General features: G+C 67.1%; 21 protein-coding genes. 11 read left to right on the forward strand and 10 right to left on the reverse strand.

What is annotated here, in order from left to right; all coding sequences use genetic code 11:
• The coding region (locus BLU18_RS13470; protein ID WP_218124114.1) for a PGF-CTERM sorting domain-containing protein at positions 1 to 1,069 on the forward strand (1,069 nt) is incomplete at its 5' end.
• Positions 1,070 to 1,260: 191 nt separating this feature from the next.
• Here the strand turns inward: BLU18_RS13470 and BLU18_RS13475 are convergent.
• Positions 1,261 to 2,589, reverse strand: a complete 1,329-nt coding sequence (locus BLU18_RS13475) for a ribonuclease catalytic domain-containing protein (RefSeq protein WP_092635780.1) — start codon at positions 2,587 to 2,589, stop codon at positions 1,261 to 1,263.
• 51 nt (positions 2,590 to 2,640) lie between these two features.
• Positions 2,641 to 2,952, reverse strand: a complete 312-nt coding sequence (locus tag BLU18_RS13480) for a DUF7562 family protein (protein ID WP_092635782.1) — start codon at positions 2,950 to 2,952, stop codon at positions 2,641 to 2,643.
• Between the two features lie 105 nt (positions 2,953 to 3,057).
• Here BLU18_RS13480 and BLU18_RS13485 point away from each other — a divergent pair, with 105 nt between their 5' ends.
• The gene (locus BLU18_RS13485; RefSeq protein ID WP_092635784.1) at positions 3,058 to 3,537 is read left to right on the forward strand and encodes an RNA-binding protein; all 480 of its coding nucleotides are present in this window, start codon (positions 3,058 to 3,060) and stop codon (positions 3,535 to 3,537) included.
• A gap of 15 nt (positions 3,538 to 3,552) precedes the next feature.
• Here the strand turns inward: BLU18_RS13485 and BLU18_RS13490 are convergent, their stop codons facing one another.
• Positions 3,553 to 4,191, reverse strand: a complete 639-nt coding sequence (locus BLU18_RS13490; protein WP_092635786.1) for a DUF1028 domain-containing protein — start codon at positions 4,189 to 4,191, stop codon at positions 3,553 to 3,555.
• Between the two features lie 93 nt (positions 4,192 to 4,284).
• Here BLU18_RS13490 and BLU18_RS13495 point away from each other — a divergent pair, with 93 nt between their 5' ends.
• The 3 genes from BLU18_RS13495 to BLU18_RS13505 all read left to right on the forward strand — a co-directional run bounded on the left by BLU18_RS13495 (position 4,285) and on the right by BLU18_RS13505 (position 9,168).
• A complete protein-coding gene (locus BLU18_RS13495; protein WP_092635788.1) occupies positions 4,285 to 4,644 on the forward strand; it encodes a cell division protein SepF in 360 nt (119 codons plus the stop codon).
• Between the two features lie 50 nt (positions 4,645 to 4,694).
• A complete protein-coding gene (gene uvrA / locus BLU18_RS13500; protein ID WP_092635790.1) occupies positions 4,695 to 7,673 on the forward strand; it encodes an excinuclease ABC subunit UvrA in 2,979 nt (992 codons plus the stop codon).
• Positions 7,674 to 7,779: 106 nt separating this feature from the next.
• Complete coding sequence (locus BLU18_RS13505; protein ID WP_092635792.1) at positions 7,780 to 9,168, forward strand: ribonuclease FAU-1 family protein; 1,389 nt, start codon at positions 7,780 to 7,782, stop codon at positions 9,166 to 9,168.
• Here the strand turns inward: BLU18_RS13505 and BLU18_RS13510 are convergent.
• Positions 9,165 to 9,449 (reverse strand): hypothetical protein, encoded by a 285-nt coding sequence (locus BLU18_RS13510; RefSeq protein ID WP_092635794.1) that lies wholly within the window; start codon positions 9,447 to 9,449, stop codon positions 9,165 to 9,167. The genes BLU18_RS13505 and BLU18_RS13510 overlap by 4 nt on opposite strands.
• 117 nt (positions 9,450 to 9,566) lie before the next feature.
• Here BLU18_RS13510 and BLU18_RS13515 point away from each other — a divergent pair, with 117 nt between their 5' ends.
• Positions 9,567 to 10,304: an SDR family NAD(P)-dependent oxidoreductase gene (locus BLU18_RS13515; RefSeq protein WP_092635796.1), complete on the forward strand. Its 738-nt coding sequence runs from the start codon at positions 9,567 to 9,569 to the stop codon at positions 10,302 to 10,304.
• On the opposite strand, the gene BLU18_RS13520 is transcribed toward BLU18_RS13515, so the two are convergent.
• Together BLU18_RS13520 and BLU18_RS13525 are read right to left on the reverse strand one after the other, a co-directional pair.
• Positions 10,301 to 10,693 (reverse strand): DUF5611 family protein, encoded by a 393-nt coding sequence (locus BLU18_RS13520; RefSeq protein ID WP_092635798.1) that lies wholly within the window; start codon positions 10,691 to 10,693, stop codon positions 10,301 to 10,303. The genes BLU18_RS13515 and BLU18_RS13520 overlap by 4 nt on opposite strands.
• 54 nt (positions 10,694 to 10,747) lie before the next feature.
• Entirely contained in the window at positions 10,748 to 11,650 is a 903-nt protein-coding gene (locus BLU18_RS13525; protein ID WP_092635800.1) for a DUF7093 family protein, read from the reverse strand.
• Between the two features lie 101 nt (positions 11,651 to 11,751).
• On the opposite strand from BLU18_RS13525, the gene BLU18_RS13530 reads away from it, so the two are divergent.
• Together BLU18_RS13530 and ygfZ are read left to right on the forward strand one after the other, a co-directional pair.
• A complete protein-coding gene (locus BLU18_RS13530; protein ID WP_092635802.1) occupies positions 11,752 to 12,048 on the forward strand; it encodes a DUF6432 family protein in 297 nt (98 codons plus the stop codon).
• Between the two features lie 44 nt (positions 12,049 to 12,092).
• On the forward strand, positions 12,093 to 13,181 hold the full coding sequence (gene ygfZ, locus BLU18_RS13535; protein ID WP_092635804.1) for a CAF17-like 4Fe-4S cluster assembly/insertion protein YgfZ: 1,089 nt from the start codon (positions 12,093 to 12,095) through the stop codon (positions 13,179 to 13,181).
• On the opposite strand, the gene BLU18_RS13540 is transcribed toward ygfZ, so the two are convergent.
• On the reverse strand, positions 13,166 to 14,278 hold the full coding sequence (locus BLU18_RS13540) for a geranylgeranyl reductase family protein (RefSeq protein WP_092635806.1): 1,113 nt from the start codon (positions 14,276 to 14,278) through the stop codon (positions 13,166 to 13,168). The two genes, ygfZ and BLU18_RS13540, sit on opposite strands and share 16 nt — an antisense overlap.
• Positions 14,279 to 14,369: 91 nt before the next feature.
• Here BLU18_RS13540 and BLU18_RS13545 point away from each other — a divergent pair, with 91 nt between their 5' ends.
• Positions 14,370 to 15,377 (forward strand): PrsW family intramembrane metalloprotease, encoded by a 1,008-nt coding sequence (locus BLU18_RS13545; RefSeq protein WP_092635808.1) that lies wholly within the window; start codon positions 14,370 to 14,372, stop codon positions 15,375 to 15,377.
• Here the strand turns inward: BLU18_RS13545 and BLU18_RS13550 are convergent, their stop codons facing one another.
• Positions 15,378 to 15,956, reverse strand: a complete 579-nt coding sequence (locus tag BLU18_RS13550) for a riboflavin synthase (protein WP_092635810.1) — start codon at positions 15,954 to 15,956, stop codon at positions 15,378 to 15,380.
• 82 nt (positions 15,957 to 16,038) lie between these two features.
• Here BLU18_RS13550 and BLU18_RS13555 point away from each other — a divergent pair, with 82 nt between their 5' ends.
• Together BLU18_RS13555 and BLU18_RS13560 are read left to right on the forward strand one after the other, a co-directional pair.
• Positions 16,039 to 16,677, forward strand: a complete 639-nt coding sequence (locus BLU18_RS13555) for a DUF502 domain-containing protein (RefSeq protein ID WP_092635812.1) — start codon at positions 16,039 to 16,041, stop codon at positions 16,675 to 16,677.
• A 46-nt stretch (positions 16,678 to 16,723) separates the two neighbouring features.
• On the forward strand, positions 16,724 to 16,972 hold the full coding sequence (locus tag BLU18_RS13560; protein WP_092635814.1) for a DUF7533 family protein: 249 nt from the start codon (positions 16,724 to 16,726) through the stop codon (positions 16,970 to 16,972).
• Here the strand turns inward: BLU18_RS13560 and BLU18_RS13565 are convergent.
• Positions 16,969 to 17,580, reverse strand: a complete 612-nt coding sequence (locus tag BLU18_RS13565) for a M24 family metallopeptidase (RefSeq protein ID WP_092635816.1) — start codon at positions 17,578 to 17,580, stop codon at positions 16,969 to 16,971. The two genes, BLU18_RS13560 and BLU18_RS13565, sit on opposite strands and share 4 nt — an antisense overlap.
• Positions 17,577 to 19,421, reverse strand: coding sequence for a UvrD-helicase domain-containing protein (locus BLU18_RS13570; protein WP_092635818.1), 1,845 nt, complete (start codon positions 19,419 to 19,421; stop codon positions 17,577 to 17,579). Before BLU18_RS13570 ends, BLU18_RS13565 begins: the two co-directional genes overlap by 4 nt.
• Positions 19,422 to 19,459 lie beyond the last annotated feature (38 nt).

Below are 19,459 nucleotides of genomic sequence, written 5' to 3' on the forward strand. Positions count from 1 at the left end.
CGTATCTGATGTCGGTGGCACTGGTAACATCTCCTCTGACGTCTCGGTCTCGGACTTCAACACGGGAACGAGCGGTCAGAAATCGCTGCGCGTGACCGACACTGAGCTGAGCGCGACCTTCAACACGGTCGGCGGTCAGGTCTCTGTCGACGATCGCGTGGTGAACGTGACTGGCTCGTCGCTCGGTTCGAACACCGTGGCGTTCGTCTTCGTCGACGAACGGGGTAACACCTACTACACGGACGTGACGACCGACGACGACAACACGTTCGACGAGGACGACCTGAACATTGGGTCGAACCTGCAGGAAGGGCAGGTCAGCGCACACGTGCTGACGGTTGGCCGTGACAACGAGTTCGGTGACGGCGGCATCGAGAGCCGCTCCTCCGGCGACGCATACAACGACCTTGACCAGTTCGCCTCCGACCTCGACAACCAGTCGCTGACGGGCCAGCAGGTCCGTTCGCGCCTGCTTGAAGAGACGACCGAGGCAACTGCAAGCGACGACCGGATGGTCACGACGCGATTCCGTCTGACGGACTCGCGAACGACCATCAACTCGGTGTACCCCGACGGCATGCAGGCCTCGGGCGTCAACCCGGTCGGCGTTGACGACGAGATGGTCGTCGAAGGCAGGACGAACCTGCGCCCGGACGACAACTCGATCACCGTCGAGCTCCTGACTCAGGACGGCGACTCGGTCGCCCTGACGACGACTGAGGACTGGGGCTACGATGGCAAGTACGAAGTCTCGATCGAGCTTGAGGACGTGCAGACGGGCACGTACACGCTCGAAGCCGACGACTCGTACAACTCTGACACGGTCGAGGTAGAGATCGTGCAGAGCGTCGAGACGGCAACGCCGGAGCCGACGCCGACGGAGGAACCGACGGCGACGCCGACGGCAACCGCCGAACCGACGCCCGAGCCGACGCCTGAGCCGACGGCGAAGCCAACGGCAACGGCAACGCCGACGACCACTGAGGGCGGCGGCCCCGGCTTCGGTGCTCTCGTCGCTGTCATCGCGCTCATCGCGGCTGCGCTGCTGGCCGTGCGACGCGACGACTAACGACAATTAATCCCGACTGACCGCCGTTAGCGGTCATCCGGTGCGATTTCTTTTATCGCCGCTATGTCCGACAGAGCGGAGGCTGTCGATTCAGATACTGGTAGCTACCCCGATGCGTCTCGAAGAATATCGTCGGCAGGGTCGGCTACTGAAGTAGTCCGGTCGAGAGATGCGGCCAGCCGCCTTCGTGCTCAGTCCTCTTCGGGTGGCAGGCCGTGGTCGTTCACCACCGCACCGTCTTCGTTGACGGTGACGACGCCGCGGTTGTTCACCGCGTACGGGTCGAGATTGATCTCCTCCATGAACCCTTTGTAGAGTCGCTCCACCGTTTCGCCGTCCTTCTGTCGGTCCGAGGCCCGGTCACAGAGTTCGATCAGGTCCTCGGGCACGTCGTTCTCGTGGACGATCCAGTGGTTGATCAGGTCCGATAGGCGTCGGATGGGCGAGGTGAAGTGACCGTAGATGTCGAAGTTGAGGGCGTGGTGGCCGCCGAAGGGGTCGTTCATGTACTTCGCGCGGGGCATCACCTTCAGCACCGCCCGCTGAATCTTCGAGAGCATCCGGTCCGGGGAGGTTTCGAGGGCACCGTTGACCGCTTTCCGCGGGTCGTCCCACTTGTCCGAGGGGATGGAGACGCCGTTGAGTTCCTGAATCTCGCGGAGGGCATCGTTCCACTGGTCGGGCGTGGGCTGGGGGTGGACGCGATACATCGCCTCCACGCCGCGATTCCACATCAGCTCGTGCGTGACGGCCTTGTTCGCCTTGAGCATGCACTCCTCGATGATGGTGTGTGCGCGGTCACGGCTCGGGTTCAGGACGAGCGAGCCGTCTTCCTTGCGCTGTTCGTGCATCCGGTCGGCGAGCTCGAACGCGAGGGTGTTCTCCTCGTGGAGCGGGGCGTCCGGGTCTTCCAGTCGGTCCTCACACTGGCTGTACGTGAGACGCTCGTCGCTCTGGATGACGGATTTGTAGATGTCGATATTTTCGAAGGAGAGCGTCTCCGCGTCGAGTTCCATCTCTACCGTGTGCGCGAGTCGGTCCTCGTTCGGCACGAGCGAGCACACCGTCTCCGCGAGCGTCGGTGGGAGCATGTGGATGGTGTAGGACGGGAGATAGACCGTATTCCCGCGCTTGACGGCCTCTTCCCACATCGCGGAGTCGGGGTGGACGTAGTGAGTCACGTCGGCGATGTGGACCCAGAGTCGGTACACGTCGTCTTCGGCGCGGACGCTGATGGCGTCGTCGAAGTCTTGGGCGTCGATCGGGTCGGTCGTCCACGCGGTCAGGTCGCGCAGGTCCTCGCGGTGGTCGAGTTCGTCCTCGATCTCCTGTTGCACGTCCTCGGTACGCGCTTCGGCCTCTCGAATCACTTCGCGCGGGAACTCGTCGCGAATCTCGAACTCCTCGAACAGTTCCTCGCGTTTCTCCTGTAACTGCCGCGCCTCGGCAGGCGAAATCTCGACGGGACCTTGTCCCTCGGCGGTCCCAGCCTCGGCTTGGGCGTCAGAATCGGTCGTCATGCACCGGACTAAACGTGACGGGTAGTTAGACGTGTCGGGCGCGTCCGGGCGTCAGGATTCCGGCTCTTCGGGCGAGCCGTATCGGTCTTCGACGGTGCTGTAGTAGCGTTCGAGAAAGGCTCCTTGTGAGAGCGTCTCGCCCTCGCCGATGTCGACGAGGAGCGATTCGAGTTCGTCGCGTGGCTGATGACAGAGCGTTCGGTAGCACTCCTTGCAGAGGTGCTCGAACTCTTTCCCGTGTCGACTCCAGCGGTCGCCCTCTTTGTCGTACTCGCGCGCTTCGGATCGGAGAAGCGAGGAGCCACACGCGATACAGACGACCGTGGTTCGGTCCTGACTACTGTCCGACCCGGAACGCCACATAGCCGAAGGCAGACACCACGACCACTTAGCGTTTGTTACGCGTCCGACGCTCGGCCGACGCGCTGGATAATCAGTATTATCCCCAGAGCGACCCTCCCGGTTCGTATGGAAGTCAAATCCCGCCATCACCTGCGCAGCGACGAGATACGGGACCTGGAGACGAGCCTCGAATCGAAACTTGGGGTCGAGGTCGACGGCGACACCTACGAACGCGTCGACCTCGTCGGCACCGAGTTCGACCTGGTGCTCGTCGACGGCGAGCCACACGTCTTCCTCGTCGACGGCGAAACCTATCTCACCGTGCGCGGCGCGAACGCCTTCCCGCCCGAGCGCCGCGTGGTCACCGTCGACGCCGGCGCGGTCCAGTTCGTCAGCGACGGCGCCGACGTGATGCGCCCCGGCATCGTCGACGCCGACGAGGTTATCGACCCCCAGGACCTCGTCGTCATCGTCGAGGAGACCCACGGCAAGGCACTCGCCGTCGGCCGAGCGCTCGAACACGGCAGCGACCTGCCCGGCGACTCCGGAAAAGTCGTCGAATCGGTCCACCACGTCGGCGACGAACTCTACGAATTCTCGGTGTAGGTCGCGGCGAGCGGTCTAGCCGTATCGGTCGAGCGCCGCCTCGTATCCGTGCTTCGCCTGCCGATACGTCTCGCGTAGGTCGGCGACCGGATTTTCGCTCGCGTCCACCCGAAGGTCGTGATACAGCGGGTCGTCTTCGCCGCGGACGACGACCGCCGCGCTTCCGACCGGCAGGTCTCGGTCGTCGCCGCCCGCTCGCTCGCCCGCCGCGAGCGCCGTGAGCAGGCGCCGAACGAGCGGTGCGTCGCGCTCGTTGGCCGCGTATCCGTGTTCGAGGGCGTCAAGAACTTCCTTGTCGGCCATCGCCGTCCCGCCGACGGTGTGGGTGTCGCCAGCGCGGGCGCCCGCGACCGACTCGCAGTCCGCACCCGTGTGTGTCGCCGTCGCGTCGACGCCGACGCCGTGAAGCTGCCAGCGGGTCGCGCCGTCGTCCGTCACGAGTTCGTCGACGGCGTCGTCGATTCGCTGCCCTTCTGCGAGCGCATCGAGACAGCGCTGGCCCAGCGTGGTGTCGGTGACGCCGCCGACGGCGACGGCGCCGTGGTCGCCGACGTGGGGACAGACGCCCCCGACCGCCGGGACACGCGCCGCGGCGGCGACGCCGAATCGCCAGCCGTCGCTGGCTCGCTCCCGGACGCAGATGCTGTAGGTCACGGTCGTGCGAGGGGCAGCGTGCGTGAAAAGCCTCCCGTCGTGGCGCCTGTGTCTGACGCAAGAACTATTGAGCCCGTGGTTCCTGTACGTACTATGGGCATCATGAGCAAGATCCTCGGCGGCGGCGGCACCCACAGCACCGAGGACTACGTGGAACTGAACTTGGACGACTTCGACACGGCCCGCGGCGAGGCGGGGATTCAGGTTCGGTTTATAGAGATTAGCGAACACCGCGACGCCATCCCCATCAAGGACGCCATCTACGACGGCGACATCGTCATCGCCGACATCACGCGGATGAGTCCGAGCGACGGCGTGGTCGACCGCGTCCTCGAAGACCTCCGACAGGTGGCCCGCGAAGTCGACGGCGACGTAGTCGTGAAAGGGGAGAAAGAGGACGAAATCATCATCGCGCCCACGGGCGTGACCATCAACCGCGAGAAACTCTCCTGAAACCCCGGAACCGACAGGGTTTCACGGATTCGGTCCCCATCCTGCGGTAGATGAGTAAGGACTATATCGAGGTTCGCGGGGCCGAGGAACACAACCTCAAGGACCTCGACGTCCGCATTCCCCGCGAGGAGTTCAGCGTCGTCACCGGCCTCTCCGGGTCGGGCAAGTCGTCGCTCGCCTTCGAGACGGTGTACGCCGAAGGCCAGCGTCGCTACATCGAATCCCTCTCTGCCTACGCCCGCAACTTCCTCGGGCAGATGGACAAACCGCAGGTCGAGAGCGTCGAGGGTCTCTCCCCCGCTATCTCCATCGACCAGAAGAACGCCGCGAACAACCCCCGGTCGACGGTCGGCACCGTCACCGAACTCCACGACTACCTCCGTCTGCTCTACGCCCGCGTCGGCACGCCACACTGCCCCGAGTGCGGGCGCGAGGTGGGCGAACAGAGCGCGAGCCAGATGGTCACGCGCCTCCTCGAACTCCCCGAGGGGACGCGAGCCAAACTCTGTGCCCCCGTCGTCCGCGACCAGAAGGGCGCCTTCGAGGACCGCTTCGACGACCTCGTGAGCGAGGGGTACAGCCGCGTCGAAGTCGACGGCGAACCCTACGACCTCACCGTCGACCGGCCCGACCTCGACGAGAACTACGACCACACGATAGACGTGGTGGTCGACCGCGTCAAGATATCCACGGAAGCCCGGTCGCGCATCACCGACTCCGTCGAGATGGCGTTAGACGAGGCCGGCGGCGTGTTGAAGGTCATCCTCCCCGACCCGCCCGGGGGTGTCGAACTCGGCGGCTCGGCCGCTCGCTCGACCGGCGATTTGGCCGAGGTCGACGGCGAGAGCGACGAGACGGACGCGACTGACCGCCTCGTCGTCGAGTTCTCCGAGGCGCTCGCCTGCACCCACTGCGGCATCGACATCCCTGAAATCGAGACGCGGAGCTTCTCCTTCAACAGCCCCCACGGCGCCTGTCCCGAGTGTGAGGGCATCGGCAACACGAAGGAAGTCGACCCGGACCTCGTCGTGCAAGACGAGAGCAAGCCGCTGAAAGACGTCTTCGAGCCGTGGAGCTACAACCGGTCGTACTACCGCCGCCAGCTCGACTCGCTGGCGCGACACTTCGGTATCTCCGTCGATACGCCCTTCGAGGACTTGGACGACGACGTACAGGACTCCTTCCTCTTCGGCACCGACGAGGAGGTGCTCTTCAAGTGGACCACCAAAAACGGCGTCCGTCGCAAGGAACAGCCATTCGAGGGCGTCATCGGCAACCTCGAACGCCGACACGTCGAGACGGACTCCGAGAACACCCGCGAGCACATCGAGGAGTTCATGGCCGTCACCACCTGCCCCGAGTGTGAGGGGACGCGCCTCAAGCCTGCCTCGCGGGCCGTCCTCGTCGACGGCACCGATATTACCGAGGTGAACCGCATGAGCATCGCGGACGCCCTCGCCCACTTCGAGGGGCTGGAATCCTCGCTCACGGAGCGCGAACGCACCATCGCCGAGGAGATTCTGAAAGAGATTCGCGCTCGCCTTGGCTTCATGCAGGAAGTGGGACTGGAGTATCTCACCCTCGACCGCGAGGCGGCGACGCTCTCGGGCGGCGAGTCCCAGCGCATCCGACTGGCGACGCAGGTGGGGTCCGGCCTCGTGGGCGTCCTCTACGTCCTCGACGAGCCCTCGATTGGCCTCCACCAGCGCGACAACGACCGCCTCCTCGACACGCTGGAGGGCCTTCGCGACTTGGGCAACACCCTCCTCGTCGTCGAACACGACGAGGAGACGATGCGCCGCGCGGACAACATCATCGACATGGGGCCGGGCCCGGGCCGGCGCGGCGGCGAAGTCGTCGCACAGGGTGACTTCGACGACGTCGTCGAGGCCGAGAACTCCGTCACGGCCGACTACCTCGCCGGGCGGCGCGAGATTCCGGTGCCCGAGGAGCGCCGCGACGCCGACGCCGGCGAACTCACGATTCGCGGCGCTCGCCAGCACAACCTCGACGACCTGGACGTCTCGATTCCGCTCGGCGAGTTCGTCGCCATCACCGGCGTCTCCGGGTCCGGCAAGTCGACCCTGATGCACGACGTGCTCTACAAGGGCCTCGCGCGCGAGATGAACGACAACACGTCGGTCGACCCCGGCGACCACGACGCCATCGAGGGGACCGACCAGATAGAGACGGTCAGGCTCATCGACCAGTCGCCAATCGGGCGCACGCCGCGTTCGAACCCCGCCACGTACACCGGCGTCTTCGACCACATCCGCGAACTCTTCGCGGAGACGAAGCTCGCGAACCAGCGTGGCTACGACAAGGGTCGCTTCTCGTTCAACGTCAAGGGCGGTCGCTGTGAGGAGTGTGGCGGGCAGGGCACCGTCAAAATCGAGATGAACTTCCTCTCGGACGTGCACGTCCCCTGCGAGGAGTGTGACGGCGCGCGGTACAACGACGAGACCCTCGACGTGACCTACAAGGGCGCGACCATCGCCGACGTGCTGAACATGGAAGTCGACGAAGCGCTCGACTTCTTCGAGGCCAACCCCGGCATCCGTCGTCGCCTCGAACTGCTTCGGGACGTTGGCCTCGGCTACATGCAGCTCGGCCAGCCGTCGACGACGCTCTCGGGCGGCGAAGCCCAGCGCGTCAAACTCGCCGAGGAGCTGGGGAAGAAAGACTCCGGCGAGACGCTCTACCTGCTGGACGAACCGACCACTGGCCTCCACTCCGAGGACGAACGCAAACTCATCGAGGTGCTCCACCGCCTCGTCGACGCCGGCAACACGGTGGTCGTCATCGAACACGAACTCGACCTCGTGAAGAACGCCGACCACGTCGTCGACCTCGGCCCCGAGGGCGGCGAGGGCGGCGGCGAAGTGGTCGCGACGGGCACGCCCGAGGCACTCGCCCGCACCGACGCCTCTCACACCGGCCGCTACCTGCGCGACCTGCTTCCCGCCATCGACCGCGACGGACCTCGCTCGGACCGCCGCAAGCCCGCGAAGGCGTCCAGCGACGACTAGCGACTCCCACTCCGTCGCAGTCAAAACCCCGGCGGTCCAACGGGAGTGTGATGGACGACGAACTACTCTCGCCGCCGGTATCGACCGGTCGGCGCCGTCGAGTCGTATGAACGTTCGCCTCCGCGGCATCTACACCACGGCGCTCACCCACCGGGTCCGCGAGGCCGGCCACGACGTGGTCGCTGCATCCGACCCCATCCGCGAGCGCTTCGACGCCGACTTCGGCCACGCTCCCCACGACGTCGCCGTCGACACGACGGACGACCGACAGGGCGTCAGCCTGACCGGCGACCCCGACGACGTCGCCCGACTCGTCGACTGTATCATTCCCTCGCGCGACACCTTCGCGTGGTCGTCGCCCGCCCCCCGCGACGCCGTGTTCGACGCGCGCGTCACCGAGACGCTGGGGAGTGGCGCCGTCTGTGACCTCGGCGAGACTGAGGGCTTCCTCCCCTTCGGCAACGTGGACGCCCACGTCGACGTCGGCGACGAGGTTCGGGTGCAAGTCGAGGAAGCCGCGCCGCCGTGGCTTGACCGCCGTCCCGTCCTCGACGGCGACGTTCGAGTGCGGGCCGGGCCGGCGACCCTCGTCCGCGGCGAGTCGGGGATTACCGTCGACACCTACGACGACGAGGCGGGGCGGGAACTCGCGGGCATGACCGACCTCCTCGGCATCGAACCACCGGACGGGTGGGGTCTGCGGTGGGGCGACGACGCCACCGATGCGGACATGGGCGCCCTCCAGACGTCGCTCGAACGCGCCGTCGACCGAGCCGAGTCGCTCTCCCTCGACGACGATGTCGCCGCGCCGCGTCGCCTCGCCGCACCTCTCGCGACGACATGGCTCTGGTTCGGGCGCGAGTCGCGCTTCGAACTCGATACGGACCGCCGCGCGGTGACGACGACGATGCCCGGTCACCACCGCGTTAAGGCGTCGTCGTCGGACGCGAGTCGCGCCGTCGACTTCGTGGAAGCACTCGACGCGGCCGCGGGCGACGACTTCCCCTTCGGGGCCGTCACCGACACCTTCGGTCCGACGACGGGTGACTACGTCCGCCTCGCGCACGGGAAACCGGACGGCCGACTGATAATCCTCGGACGCGCTGAGGTGACCGACCGCGACCCGGAGGGGTCGCTCACGCTCCGCCGCGAGATGACGGCCGGTGGCTCATACGACGCCCTTGACGCCCGCCGCGAGGCTGGCGACGTGGCCGTGACTACGGTCAAGGAGGGTCGCTGGTGGTATCCGACCGTCTACCGCGACGACGAGGGGCGACGGAAGGGAACCTACGTCAACGTCTGCACACCCGTCGAGTGTTTCCCCGACGCCGTCCGCTACGTCGACCTCCACGTCGACGTGGTGAAAGAGCGCGACGGGACGGTCCGCCGCGTCGACGACGACGAACTCGACGCCGCCGTCGAGGCCGGGAACGTCTCCGAAGCCCTCGCCGAGCAGGCCCGCACCGTCGCGTCGAGTCTCGAAGACGCGCTCTAGCGCGCCGCCCGGTCGCGGGCACCCGTCCCGTCGGTGATGGCGCTCGCGAGCGCATCTCTGACGACGGCGTCGCCGTCGGCGTCAACGCCCCGAATCTCGGGCACCGCTGTCGCGACGTTGTCCGGCAGTCGCTCGCGAATCCGGTCGAGCACCTGCGCCGGGTTGTTGCGCGTGACGCCGCCCCCGACGGCGTCGTTGTGGGGGGTGATGCGGTCCGTCGACAGGAGCGTGCCGAGTGGTCCGACGAGGGGAACGCGGTCGACGCCCAGATACGGCGCCATCTACGCCACCTCCCGAGTGGGACGCCGCGCGTCGCGTCGGTTCATGGCCCCTCGGTTCCGCGTCCGCGCACAAATCGCTACCGACCACTCTTTGGGTCCGCCCTCCGATGTGTTCGTATGCTCACGACCGACCTCTCGGACCGCGTGGCGCTGGTGACGGGCAGCTCGCAGGGCGTCGGCCGCGAATTCGCGCTCTCGATGGCCGAGGCCGGCGCGTCCGTCGCCGTCCACTACTACTCCAGCGACGAGGAAGCGCGAGCGACGGCGGCCGTCGCCCGCGAGGAGAGCGGGTCGGCGATGACGGTCCAAGCCGACGTGACCGACCCCGACGACGTGGACGAGATGTTCGAGGCCGTCGAATCGACGCTCGGCGAGGTGGACGTCCTCGTCAACAACGTCGGCGACTTCGCGCCCGAGCACTGGGAAGACATCTCCTTCGAGACGTGGAACCGCGTGATGGACACCAACTTCACGGGCACATATCTCTGCTCGAAGCGGGCGCTCCCTGCGATGCGCGAAAGCGAGTTCGGGCGCATCGTCAACGTCGGCTACGCGGGCACGGAGAAAGCGCTCGTCTACCCGAAGAACTTCCCGTATCTCGTCGCGAAGACGGGCGTCATCATGTTCACGCGGATGCTCGCGAACGACACGCGCGACGACGGCATCACCGTCAACTGCATCTCGCCCTACGTCGTCGAAACCTCGGACGAGTTCCCGGCGGAGGCCCCGCGGGGCCGGTGGGCGTCGCTCGACGACCTGCGACAGGTCCTCTTCTTCTTCCTCGACTCCGACAGCGGCTACGTGAGTGGCGAGAACGTAGAGGTCGACGGCGGGTGGATTCCGGAGGCGCTCTAGGCGTTCGGCACGTCGTCCGGGTCGTCCTCGACGGAGCGTTTCATGGAGTCACGTCGGGACTTGGCGTCGCGGCCGGTGACTTCGAGTAGGAAGTCGTTTTTCACGCTGACGGCGTCTTCGGCGGCGTCGGCGTGGCCCTCTTCGATGACCTGCGCGGCGGGTTTCTCCTCGAAGTGGACGGCGAGTTTGTCCTTCTTGCTGCTGTACTCCGAGGCGCCCGCGACGATTTGCTCGAAGACGGGATTGTCCGGTTCGCCGACGACGTAGAGGTCGTTGCCCTTGAACTCCTCCGTCCCCGTCACCGGGCCGAAGTAGTCCTCGATAGTCCCCTTGAGGTCCGGCGCGTTCTCCTCTAAGGTTTCCCCGCGACGCATCTTGTACTCCTTCATGGACCCTGCTTCGGAAGGCGATGGTTTACCAGTTTCGTCCTCGGGAAACGGGCGTCACCGCTCGCGTTCGGCGATGTACCCCTTGTGGCAGTCCGGGCAGATGTCGCCAGCACGCATCGACGACCCGCCAGCGACGCGGGCGTAGTCGCAGTTCGGACAGAAAAATTCCGTCTCGCCTTCGTCGGCGTCCACGCGTTCGACGCCCTCGGCGGCGACGAACTGTTTGCCTGCGGCGCTCCCCGTCGCCGCAGTCGTTGCGCTCTCGTCTTCTTCCGACGCCGCCTCCTCGGTCGTCTCGGCGCGTTCCTCGGGCGTCAGTCCGCCACCGAACTCCACGTCCATCGTCTCGCCGTCGTTCGGTTCGGCGTCGAAGCCCTCGTCCTCGCCGTCGTGGTCCGGCCACCCCTCGCCGGTGACGACGGTCGCCCCGTCGTCGACTGCGTCGGTCGAGTCGTCCGGTTCTTCCTCGGCTTCCTCCTCTTCCGCGCCGGGCCACTCGCCGCGTCCCCGGTCGCCGAGGGTGTCTTCCTCGCCGTCGTCGTCGAGGATGATGCCGCCGTCGGGGTCGTCCGTAGTCGGTTCGTCGGCAGTCGGCTCGCTCGCCGTCGATTCGTCCGGTGTCGACCCACTCGCCGCCGGTTCGTCCGGCGTCGCCGTCGTCTCCGGTGTCCGGTCGGCCGCGCCGCTCTCCGGCGCGTCCGGCGTCGACGGTTCGTCTGCCGTCGCCTCGTCGGGGTCGGGCGTCACGCTCCCGCCGAGTCCCGTCGTCACCGTCTCGTCCTCGGGGTTTCGGACGGGCCGGACTTCCTTGTTCTCGCTGACGACGCGGCGCTCGCCACACCGGTCACACGTCTCGACGGTCCGGTAGGTCACGACCACCTCGTTGCCGCGTTCCTCCCGCTCACGCTCCACCTCTCGGTTTGCGTATTCGTGTCCCAGAAGGCACCTGAGTCCCATTGCGTAGGAGTAGCGAGACCCTCCACCAAAAGCATCCGTCAGACGCACGTCCGACCGCGCCGGCGGTACTGGTAAACCCCCCGCGGTCGTTAGGCTCAGGCATGCAGGCCAAACGGGAGTTCCGCGACCGCGAGGACGTGGAAGTGGCCGTTCTCGACGCGCTGGTGGACCGCGGTGGCGACGGCATGACCGTGTTCGAACTCCGCGCGGCCGCCGATGTCGACATCGACACGCTCGAAGACGCACTCGCCGAACTCAAAGACGACTCGCTCATCTCGGTCGAGACCGACGAGGGACGGACCGTCGTCCTGCCCGCCGACCGCGTGATTCCCGACCCGACCGAGGCGCCCGACGAGGAGTCGCTTCTCGACGCGGTCCGCGACCGACTCGGGCTCTGACGTAACCGCGTCACTTTTTCCGCCGCCGCGTCTACGACTTGTCGATGCAGGGGCGTCACACCGACTACGGTGCCGAATTCGAGACGCACGGCGACCGGACGGTCGTTTCTCACTACGGCCGCCCCGAACGGACCCACCTCGCGGTCCGCAACGGTGTCGGCGCCATCGAGATGGACTACGGCGTCGTCGTCGTCGAGGGCTCTGACGCCGTCGACTTCGTCGACAACGCCGTTTCCAACGCCGTCCCCGACGACGACGGCGCGGGCTGTTACGCCCTCCTCCTCGACCCGCAGGGCGGCATCGAGACGGACCTCTACGTCTACAACGCGGGCGAACGCCTCCTCTGTTTCACGCCGCCCACCCGCGCCGCCCCACTCGCGGACGACTGGGGCGACAAAGTGTTCATCCAGGACGTGTCGATTCGCGACGCCTCCGAAGAGTTCGCCGTCTTCGGCGTTCACGGCCCCACCGCGACGGAGACGGTCGCGACGCTCCTCGCCGGCGCCGAAGTGCCGGAACCGCCGCTGACCTTCGTCCGAGGCGCCATCGGCGACGCCGGCGTCACCGTCGTCTCGACGGACGACCCGACCGGCGAGACGGGGTACGAGGTCATCTGTCGCGCCGACGACGCCGACGACGTGTGGGAGTCGTTGCTCACGAGGGGCACCCCGACCACGCCCGTCGGCTACCGGACGTGGAACACGCTGACGCTCGAAGCCGGCACGCCGCTGTTCGAGACGGAACTCGACGGCCGGATTCCGAACGTCGCGGGCGTTCGCAACGCTCTCGATTTCGACAAGGGCTGTTACGTCGGCCAAGAGGTCGTCTCCCGCGTCGAGAACCGTGGGCGTCCCAGCGAGCGTCTCGTCGGCCTCGAACTCGACGGCCTCCCCGAATCGGGGGCGGCGGTGCTTGACGGCGACGACGCTATCGGCGAGGTGACCCGTGCCGTCCAGAGTCCATCGCTCGACCGACCCATCGCGCTCGCGTACGTCGAGAGCGGGGCGCTGGAGGAGACATCGACCGTCGCGGTCCGCGTTGACGGCGACGACGCCGACGCCACGGTCACGGCCCTCCCCTTCGTTGAGGGGAGCGGCGAGTCAGCGCGCCGTCCGCGCTACGACTCCGAGTGAGGGCGCTCTTCTTCTCCGCTTCCCACAAGCGCCCGCAGGTGTGACGCCGAGAACAGCGAGGACGGTCGGTCCATGTGGACGCCGATTTCGCCGCTGAGCGTTCGGAGACCGAGTCGCTGGACTGGTTCGGGCAGCGAGTACGCCCGGCGAATCAGGTGGCCGAGTCGAATCTCTCGCCCGAGGTCGTCGCGCCACGCCCGTTCGTACGCCGCAAGCGTCGACGGGTCGTCCGGGTCGACCGTCTCGACGGCGTGGTCGGCGGCGGTCATGCCGTAGAGAATCCCGCCCCCGGTGAAGGGCTTGGTCTGGGCGGCGGCGTCGCCGACGAGGAAGGTCCGGTCGCCGGTGACGCTGTCCGGCGGGCCGATGGGGATGGCGCCCGAACAGCGGTGGGTCGTCTCGGTGCCGTAGGCCTCGGTGAACTGGTCGAAGCGCTCGGTCACGTCGGTCCCCGGCGGCACCGCGAGGCCGTACTCCACGCCCGCGTCGCCGCGGGGGATGCGCCACGCGAAAAAGCGCGGCACCGTCAGGTGGACGTCAACGAAGTCGCCGTCGTCTGGCGTCTCGTCGAACGCGAGGACGCCGTGGAGTCGTTCGTCGGGGTCGGGCAGGCCGACTGCCTGCCGAACTCGCGAGACGGGGCCGTCACACCCGGCGACGAGGCGCCCCTCGAACTGGACCGTCTCGCCGTCGGTCCGGGCGGTCACCGTCACGCCGTCCGCGCGTTCCGTCACGTCGGTGACGGTGTGACCCTCGCGCACGTCGGCGCCGGCGTCCCGGGCCGCGTCAGCGAGCGTCCGGTCGAGCGCGACGCGGTCGATGACGTTCGACACCTCGCGTGACTTGTAGAAGGGGTACGCGTCGGAGTCTGGCCCGCCGAGCCGGAAGTTCGCGCCGTACACGCGGTTCTGGAGGAGGTCGCTCTTCGCGCTCTCGGGGACGTACTCCCAGATGTCGGTGCTGACGTGGCCCGAGCAGGCCAGCGGGGTGCCGACCGTGCCCTTCTCAAGCGCGAGCACGTCGTACCCAGCGTCGGCGGCGCGGCGTGCGAGACGAGCGCCCGCCGGGCCGACGCCGACCACGACGAAATCGTACATACTCCCTGTTCCGCCGCGCCGAGACAAATACCCGATGGTTCGAACCACCTCTAGGCCAAGGACTTAACCGCTCGCGGGCGAGCCTTCGCCCATGTCGCGCAGACGGGACCCCGTCGAGGAACGCGCTGACGACACTCGCGACCTCTACGACATCGCTACGTGGGAACGCCGCGGCGCGCTCGACACCGTTGCCGCGGGCATCTACCACGCGCTGGTCGCGTCGACGCGCCTCGTGGTCGTCGCCGTCGCGCTCCTCATCCTCGTCGGCATCGGCGGCCTGAGCGCCATCACCGACCCGCAGATCGGGACGCTGACGCTGCTCTCCGCGCTTCCGGCGCTCGCGCTGGCGCTCTACGTCCGCCGAACCGATGTCACGACCGCCGAACCCCTCTCGCTGCTCGTCGCCACCTTCCTCCTCGGCGTCCTGACCGCCAACTTCGCCGCGGTGCTCAACTCCTTCAGCCAGCAGTTTTTCACCGGTCTCGGGCTCGTCGGCAACGTCCTCTTTTTCTTCCTCATCGTCGGTCCCATCGAGGAGACGGTGAAGCTCCTCGCGGTCCGTCTGTACGCCTACGGCACCGACAGTTTCGAAGCGGTCGTCGACGGTGCGGTGTACGGCGCCGTCGCCGGCCTCGGCTTCGCCACCATCGAGAACGCCCTCTACATCACCCAGAGTATCGATATGCCCACGGCAGGTGCGCTCGGACTCATCGGCGCCGGCGGCGGCATCACGGCCGTCCGCGCGCTCGCCGGTCCGGGCCACGTCATCTACTCCGCCTTCGCCGGCTACTACCTCGGCCTCGCGAAGTTCAACCCGGAAAACCGCGGACCGATAATCATCAAGGGGCTGCTCATCGCGACGTTCATCCACGCCGTCTACAACACCACCGTCGGCATCGGGACCGGCCTGATTGGCTTCGCGACCGGGCTTCCCCAACTCCCCTCCTATCTGGTCTTCGTCCTCGTCTACGACGGCTTCTTCGGGCTCATCCTCTTCGGAAAGATTCGGCGGTACAGCCGCGCTTACCGTTCGGTCCACGATAGCGAGGACATCGAGGAGTCGTCGTTGGAGGTCGAGGCCGACGAGTTCGACCCCTGATTACTCGGCCAGGCGCTCGACGTACTTCGCCACCACGTCCACCTCGACGTGGACGGGATCACCCGGCTCCTTGGCCGAGAGCGTCGTTTCGTCGTACGTCGTCGGGATGATGGCGACCGTGATTTCGCCGTCGGTCCGCTCCGCGATGGTGAGGCTGATGCCGTCGAGTGCTATCGACCCCTTCGAGACGACGTAGCGGTCCAACTCGGGCGGCAGCGAGAAGGTGAAGGCCCAGTCGTCGCCGACGCGCTCGACGGACTCCACGGTCGCGACGCCGTCGACGTGGCCCTGCACGATGTGGCCGTCGAAGCGCCCGTCGGCGGGCATGGCGCGTTCGAGGTTGACGGCGTCGCCGACGCCGACATCGCCGAGATACGTCTTCGCCACCGTCTCGCTCGCGAGGAAGACTTCGAACCAGTCGTCGCCGAAGTCTTCGACGGTGAGACAGACGCCGCTGACGCTGATGGACTGCCCGTGTTCGACCGTATCGAAGTCGTGACGCAGGCGGAGGCGCCGCCCCTCGTCGCTCTCGTCGACTCCGAGCACCTCGCTCGTCGTCTCGACGATACCCGTGAACATACTCACGCTTCGCCGACGCGGGAGTAAGGGGTTGCGGTCCGCTGCCCACACGACTATTACTCGCCTCGCCCTCACGTCACCCATGAGTCTCAGCGGCCGGCTTCGGGCGAGCTTCGTCACCGGACTCCTCCTGGTGACACCGCTCGCCGTGACCCTGTTGGTCCTGCAGTTCGTGTTCGTCCGCACGACGCGACTGTTGAATCCGGTCGTGCGCGCGACGCGACTGACCTCCTACACCGGTAACGTCGAAATCGTCGCGCAGTTGCTCGCGGCCGTCCTCCTCGCTCTCGGCATCACCGCGCTGGGCTATCTCGCCTCGTGGCGTCTGGGCAAGCGCCTCTTCGGTGGCGTTGAGCGAGCCATCCGACTCGTCCCCCTCGTGCGCACCGTCTACTTCGGCGTCCGACAGGTAAGCGAATCGCTCGCCCAGCGCACCGCCGGCTACGACGCCGTCGCGCTCGTCGAATTCCCGCGCGAGGGCGTCTACGCCATCGGCTTCGTCACCAACGAGGCGCCGCGAAGCACGCGCCGCGCGACGAACGAGGACCTCTACACCGTCTTCCTCCCCAACAGCCCCAACCCCACCGCTGGGACGCTCACACTCGTCCCCGACGACGATATCTACGAGGTGGATATGTCCGTCCGCCGCGGGCTACGCCTCCTCGTCACCACCGGCCTCAGCGTCGACGACGTGGACGACCTCCCCGAAGTCGTGGCCTGACTGCGGAGCGACGAGCCTTTTGCCGCTCCGTCGCCTACGCCCGCCAATGCGACTCGGCATCTTGGAGACGGTGGGGCTCGCGGCGTCGCTCGTCTTCGCCATCCCCGTCGGCGTGTTCGGCATCGAGACGCTGCTCGCCGGCCAGCAGGCACTCGGCGCCGGCCTCGTTGTCGTCGCGGTGTTGATGGTCGTCCTCCCCCGCCGACTCACGACGCCGACTGACCTGCCCGGCGCCGTGGCCGAACGAGTCATCGGAACTGCGGTCAAAGACCCCGAGTCGGACGACGAGTCCTAGTACGCCGACGGCGACAGCGACGTGGACACCGACTCCTCGCGCCGACAGCCGTCGTCGGTGACGACGTACCGTCCGCTGACGCGCACGCAACGCTCGGTGTCGGGGTCGGGGTCTGTCGCCGCCGGGTCGAGGACGAAGCGGTCGCCGACCTCGAATTCCTCGCTGTCTGAACCGTCGAGCGGTCGAACCACCGGCCCCTCGCCGGGAGCCAGTCCGTACGCCCCGAGTTCGGCGATGGCCTCATCCGTGATGCGCTGGACGGTGACGCCGGGTTCGGCCACGCGCCCGACGGCGTCGTGTGCCATCTCGACGGCGACGGCCGCCCGGCGCTCCCACCCGCCGCGCCCGTCGACGACGAACGTCCGCGCGAGCGGTGCGCGACGCCCGTCGGCGCGGGGCGCGACGGCGACGACGATTGGCTCCGCGGGGCGGAGCGTCCCCGGTTCGACCGTCGTCGCGCCGTCGGGGTCGGCCCCCGCTCGCTCGATGGCCTCGTCGGCGAGGCGTTCGAGCGTCGCTGGCGAGAGTGAGGACACGTCGGCACTCGCGAGACGCGTCGCGACGGCGACGATGCCGGCTTCGGCGGCCGCCGTCGCCTGCGTCGTCACGCTTCGGGTTCGGGGACTGGCGACGACTGTGCCGCTTCGAGCATCTCGTCGACGTCGACGTCCCGGAGTTCGTTGTGGAGGACGACGCTGATAGGCAGCGTCGGCGCCCCGCTGATGAGGTTTTCGAGCAGTACCAGGCGTTCACGTGCACGACTCATACCGACGTAGAACACGCGGCGTTCGTTGTCGGTGAGGACGGGCACCGGGCTCGTGTGAGCGGTGAACTCCTCGACGCCGTCGATGTCGGTGGGGTCGTCGACGCTCGCGGCCATCTGCTCGACCACCTTCTCCGTGAGGTCGGTGCAGACGAAGACGTGGTCGGCTTCGCGACCCTTCGCGGAGTGGATGGTGCCGACGCGGACGCGACTCGGGTCCATCCCGCGGTAGTCGTTTTCGAAGTAGGCTTCGACCGCGTTTCGCTGGAAGCTCGTCACCTTCCGCAGCATATCGCCGGCGGACGCGGTGTCCGGCAGGAAGGGGATGTGGTCGTCGATGACCGACGGCGCCACCGAAATCTCGGCGATGTCGTCGGTCGCCGCGTTCTCCTCCAGCTCGTCGAGAGTGTCGTAGAAGTCGTCGCGTTCGTTCGTGCCGAACGCCGACTCCTGGAGCATGTCGGCGAGGCGACGCGCCTCCAGACCGGTCACGTGGTCGCCGGCCTCCAGTTTCTCGATGGCGCGGACGTACTGCGTGAGGCGGTCGGTCCACATCCGCTGGTCGGTCATCATCGAGAACGGGATGCCCTTCGGGAGGAACTCGTCGATGAACTGGAACATCTGGTAGCGCGCCCGGAAGAGGATCATCAGCGTCTCGTCGGTGGAGTCGACGGTGTGCTGGACGTTCCGAACCACCTCGAACATCGAGGGGCTCTGAATCCCCTCGACGACGCCGCCCTCCTTGCGCGGGTTCAGGTCCTTCTCTTGGCGCTTGTCGATGTGCTGAATCTCGCGGTTGACGACGTTGAGGATGCGCGAGGGCAGGCGATAGGAGTTGGGCAACACCTCGTCCTCGTGGACCGTCGCGTCGAGGAGGATGTTGGGGTCGGCGCCCTGCCAGGCGTACACGACTTGGTCGTCGTCGCCGGCGATGAGGACGCCCTCCGTGTGGGGTTTCCACTCCTCGTACACCTCGTACTGGAGGGTGGTGATGTCCTGGAACTCGTCGATGACGAGGTAGTCGACGTGGGGCACCAGGGACCGCTGGGCGACGCGTTCGAGCATATCGGCGAAGCCGACGAGTCCGTGTTCGCCCTTGTACGAGCGCCACGCGCGAATCACTTCGGGCACGTCGATTCGGTCGTCGTCCGTCGGCCACGTCGGGGTGTACTTGTTCCCCTCCTGGGCGTTCGGGTCGACGTCCGGCGGGAGGCGAACCGCCTCCTCGTCCCACTGGAAGGGCACGTCGTACCAGTCGGCCACGTCGCGCTGAGTGCGCTGGAGCCACTGACTGGTCGCGATTATCTTGTTGCCGAGCGTCGTCGACCGGGCGGTGCGTCGGCCGGCGCCGCCGTGTTCGTCCTCGTACTCGACGCCGTACTCCTCGCAGAACTCCTCCTTGTCGTTCTCGCCGACCACGTCGCCTCGCGAGAGGTCGAGCAGTTCGTACGCCTTCGCGTGCATCGTACAGACGTTCCCCTGCAGCGCTCGGGGAGACACGTCGAGGCGTTCGGCGAGGCGTTCGCGAACCTCGGCGGCCGCGGCACGAGTGTACGAGACGACGAGCACGTCGCGGATGCTCACGTCGTCGTCTTCAAGCAACTCGTCTACGCGGTCGAGGAGGGCGGTGGTCTTCCCGCTCCCGGGGCCACCGAAGAGACGGGTGACCGTGGCGTCGTCGCTCATAGTCGAAATACACGCCCCGAGGTGGTATAAACGGCGTG

The organism is Haloplanus vescus (assembly GCF_900107665.1).
Lineage (GTDB): Archaea > Halobacteriota > Halobacteria > Halobacteriales > Haloferacaceae > Haloplanus > Haloplanus vescus.

Coding starts and splice junctions, on each gene's coding strand:
- BLU18_RS13475 (WP_092635780.1), bottom strand. CDS start 2,589: ATGACGACCGATTCTGACGCCCAAGCCGAGGCTGGGACCGCCGAGGGA.
- BLU18_RS13480 (WP_092635782.1), bottom strand. CDS start 2,952: ATGTGGCGTTCCGGGTCGGACAGTAGTCAGGACCGAACCACGGTCGTC.
- BLU18_RS13485 (WP_092635784.1), top strand. CDS start 3,058: ATGGAAGTCAAATCCCGCCATCACCTGCGCAGCGACGAGATACGGGAC.
- BLU18_RS13495 (WP_092635788.1), top strand. CDS start 4,285: ATGGGCATCATGAGCAAGATCCTCGGCGGCGGCGGCACCCACAGCACC.
- uvrA (WP_092635790.1), top strand. CDS start 4,695: ATGAGTAAGGACTATATCGAGGTTCGCGGGGCCGAGGAACACAACCTC.
- BLU18_RS13505 (WP_092635792.1), top strand. CDS start 7,780: ATGAACGTTCGCCTCCGCGGCATCTACACCACGGCGCTCACCCACCGG.
- BLU18_RS13510 (WP_092635794.1), bottom strand. CDS start 9,449: ATGGCGCCGTATCTGGGCGTCGACCGCGTTCCCCTCGTCGGACCACTC.
- BLU18_RS13515 (WP_092635796.1), top strand. CDS start 9,567: ATGCTCACGACCGACCTCTCGGACCGCGTGGCGCTGGTGACGGGCAGC.
- BLU18_RS13520 (WP_092635798.1), bottom strand. CDS start 10,693: ATGAAGGAGTACAAGATGCGTCGCGGGGAAACCTTAGAGGAGAACGCG.
- BLU18_RS13525 (WP_092635800.1), bottom strand. CDS start 11,650: ATGGGACTCAGGTGCCTTCTGGGACACGAATACGCAAACCGAGAGGTG.
- BLU18_RS13530 (WP_092635802.1), top strand. CDS start 11,752: ATGCAGGCCAAACGGGAGTTCCGCGACCGCGAGGACGTGGAAGTGGCC.
- ygfZ (WP_092635804.1), top strand. CDS start 12,093: ATGCAGGGGCGTCACACCGACTACGGTGCCGAATTCGAGACGCACGGC.
- BLU18_RS13540 (WP_092635806.1), bottom strand. CDS start 14,278: ATGTACGATTTCGTCGTGGTCGGCGTCGGCCCGGCGGGCGCTCGTCTC.
- BLU18_RS13545 (WP_092635808.1), top strand. CDS start 14,370: ATGTCGCGCAGACGGGACCCCGTCGAGGAACGCGCTGACGACACTCGC.
- BLU18_RS13550 (WP_092635810.1), bottom strand. CDS start 15,956: ATGTTCACGGGTATCGTCGAGACGACGAGCGAGGTGCTCGGAGTCGAC.
- BLU18_RS13555 (WP_092635812.1), top strand. CDS start 16,039: ATGAGTCTCAGCGGCCGGCTTCGGGCGAGCTTCGTCACCGGACTCCTC.
- BLU18_RS13560 (WP_092635814.1), top strand. CDS start 16,724: ATGCGACTCGGCATCTTGGAGACGGTGGGGCTCGCGGCGTCGCTCGTC.
- BLU18_RS13570 (WP_092635818.1), bottom strand. CDS start 19,421: ATGAGCGACGACGCCACGGTCACCCGTCTCTTCGGTGGCCCCGGGAGC.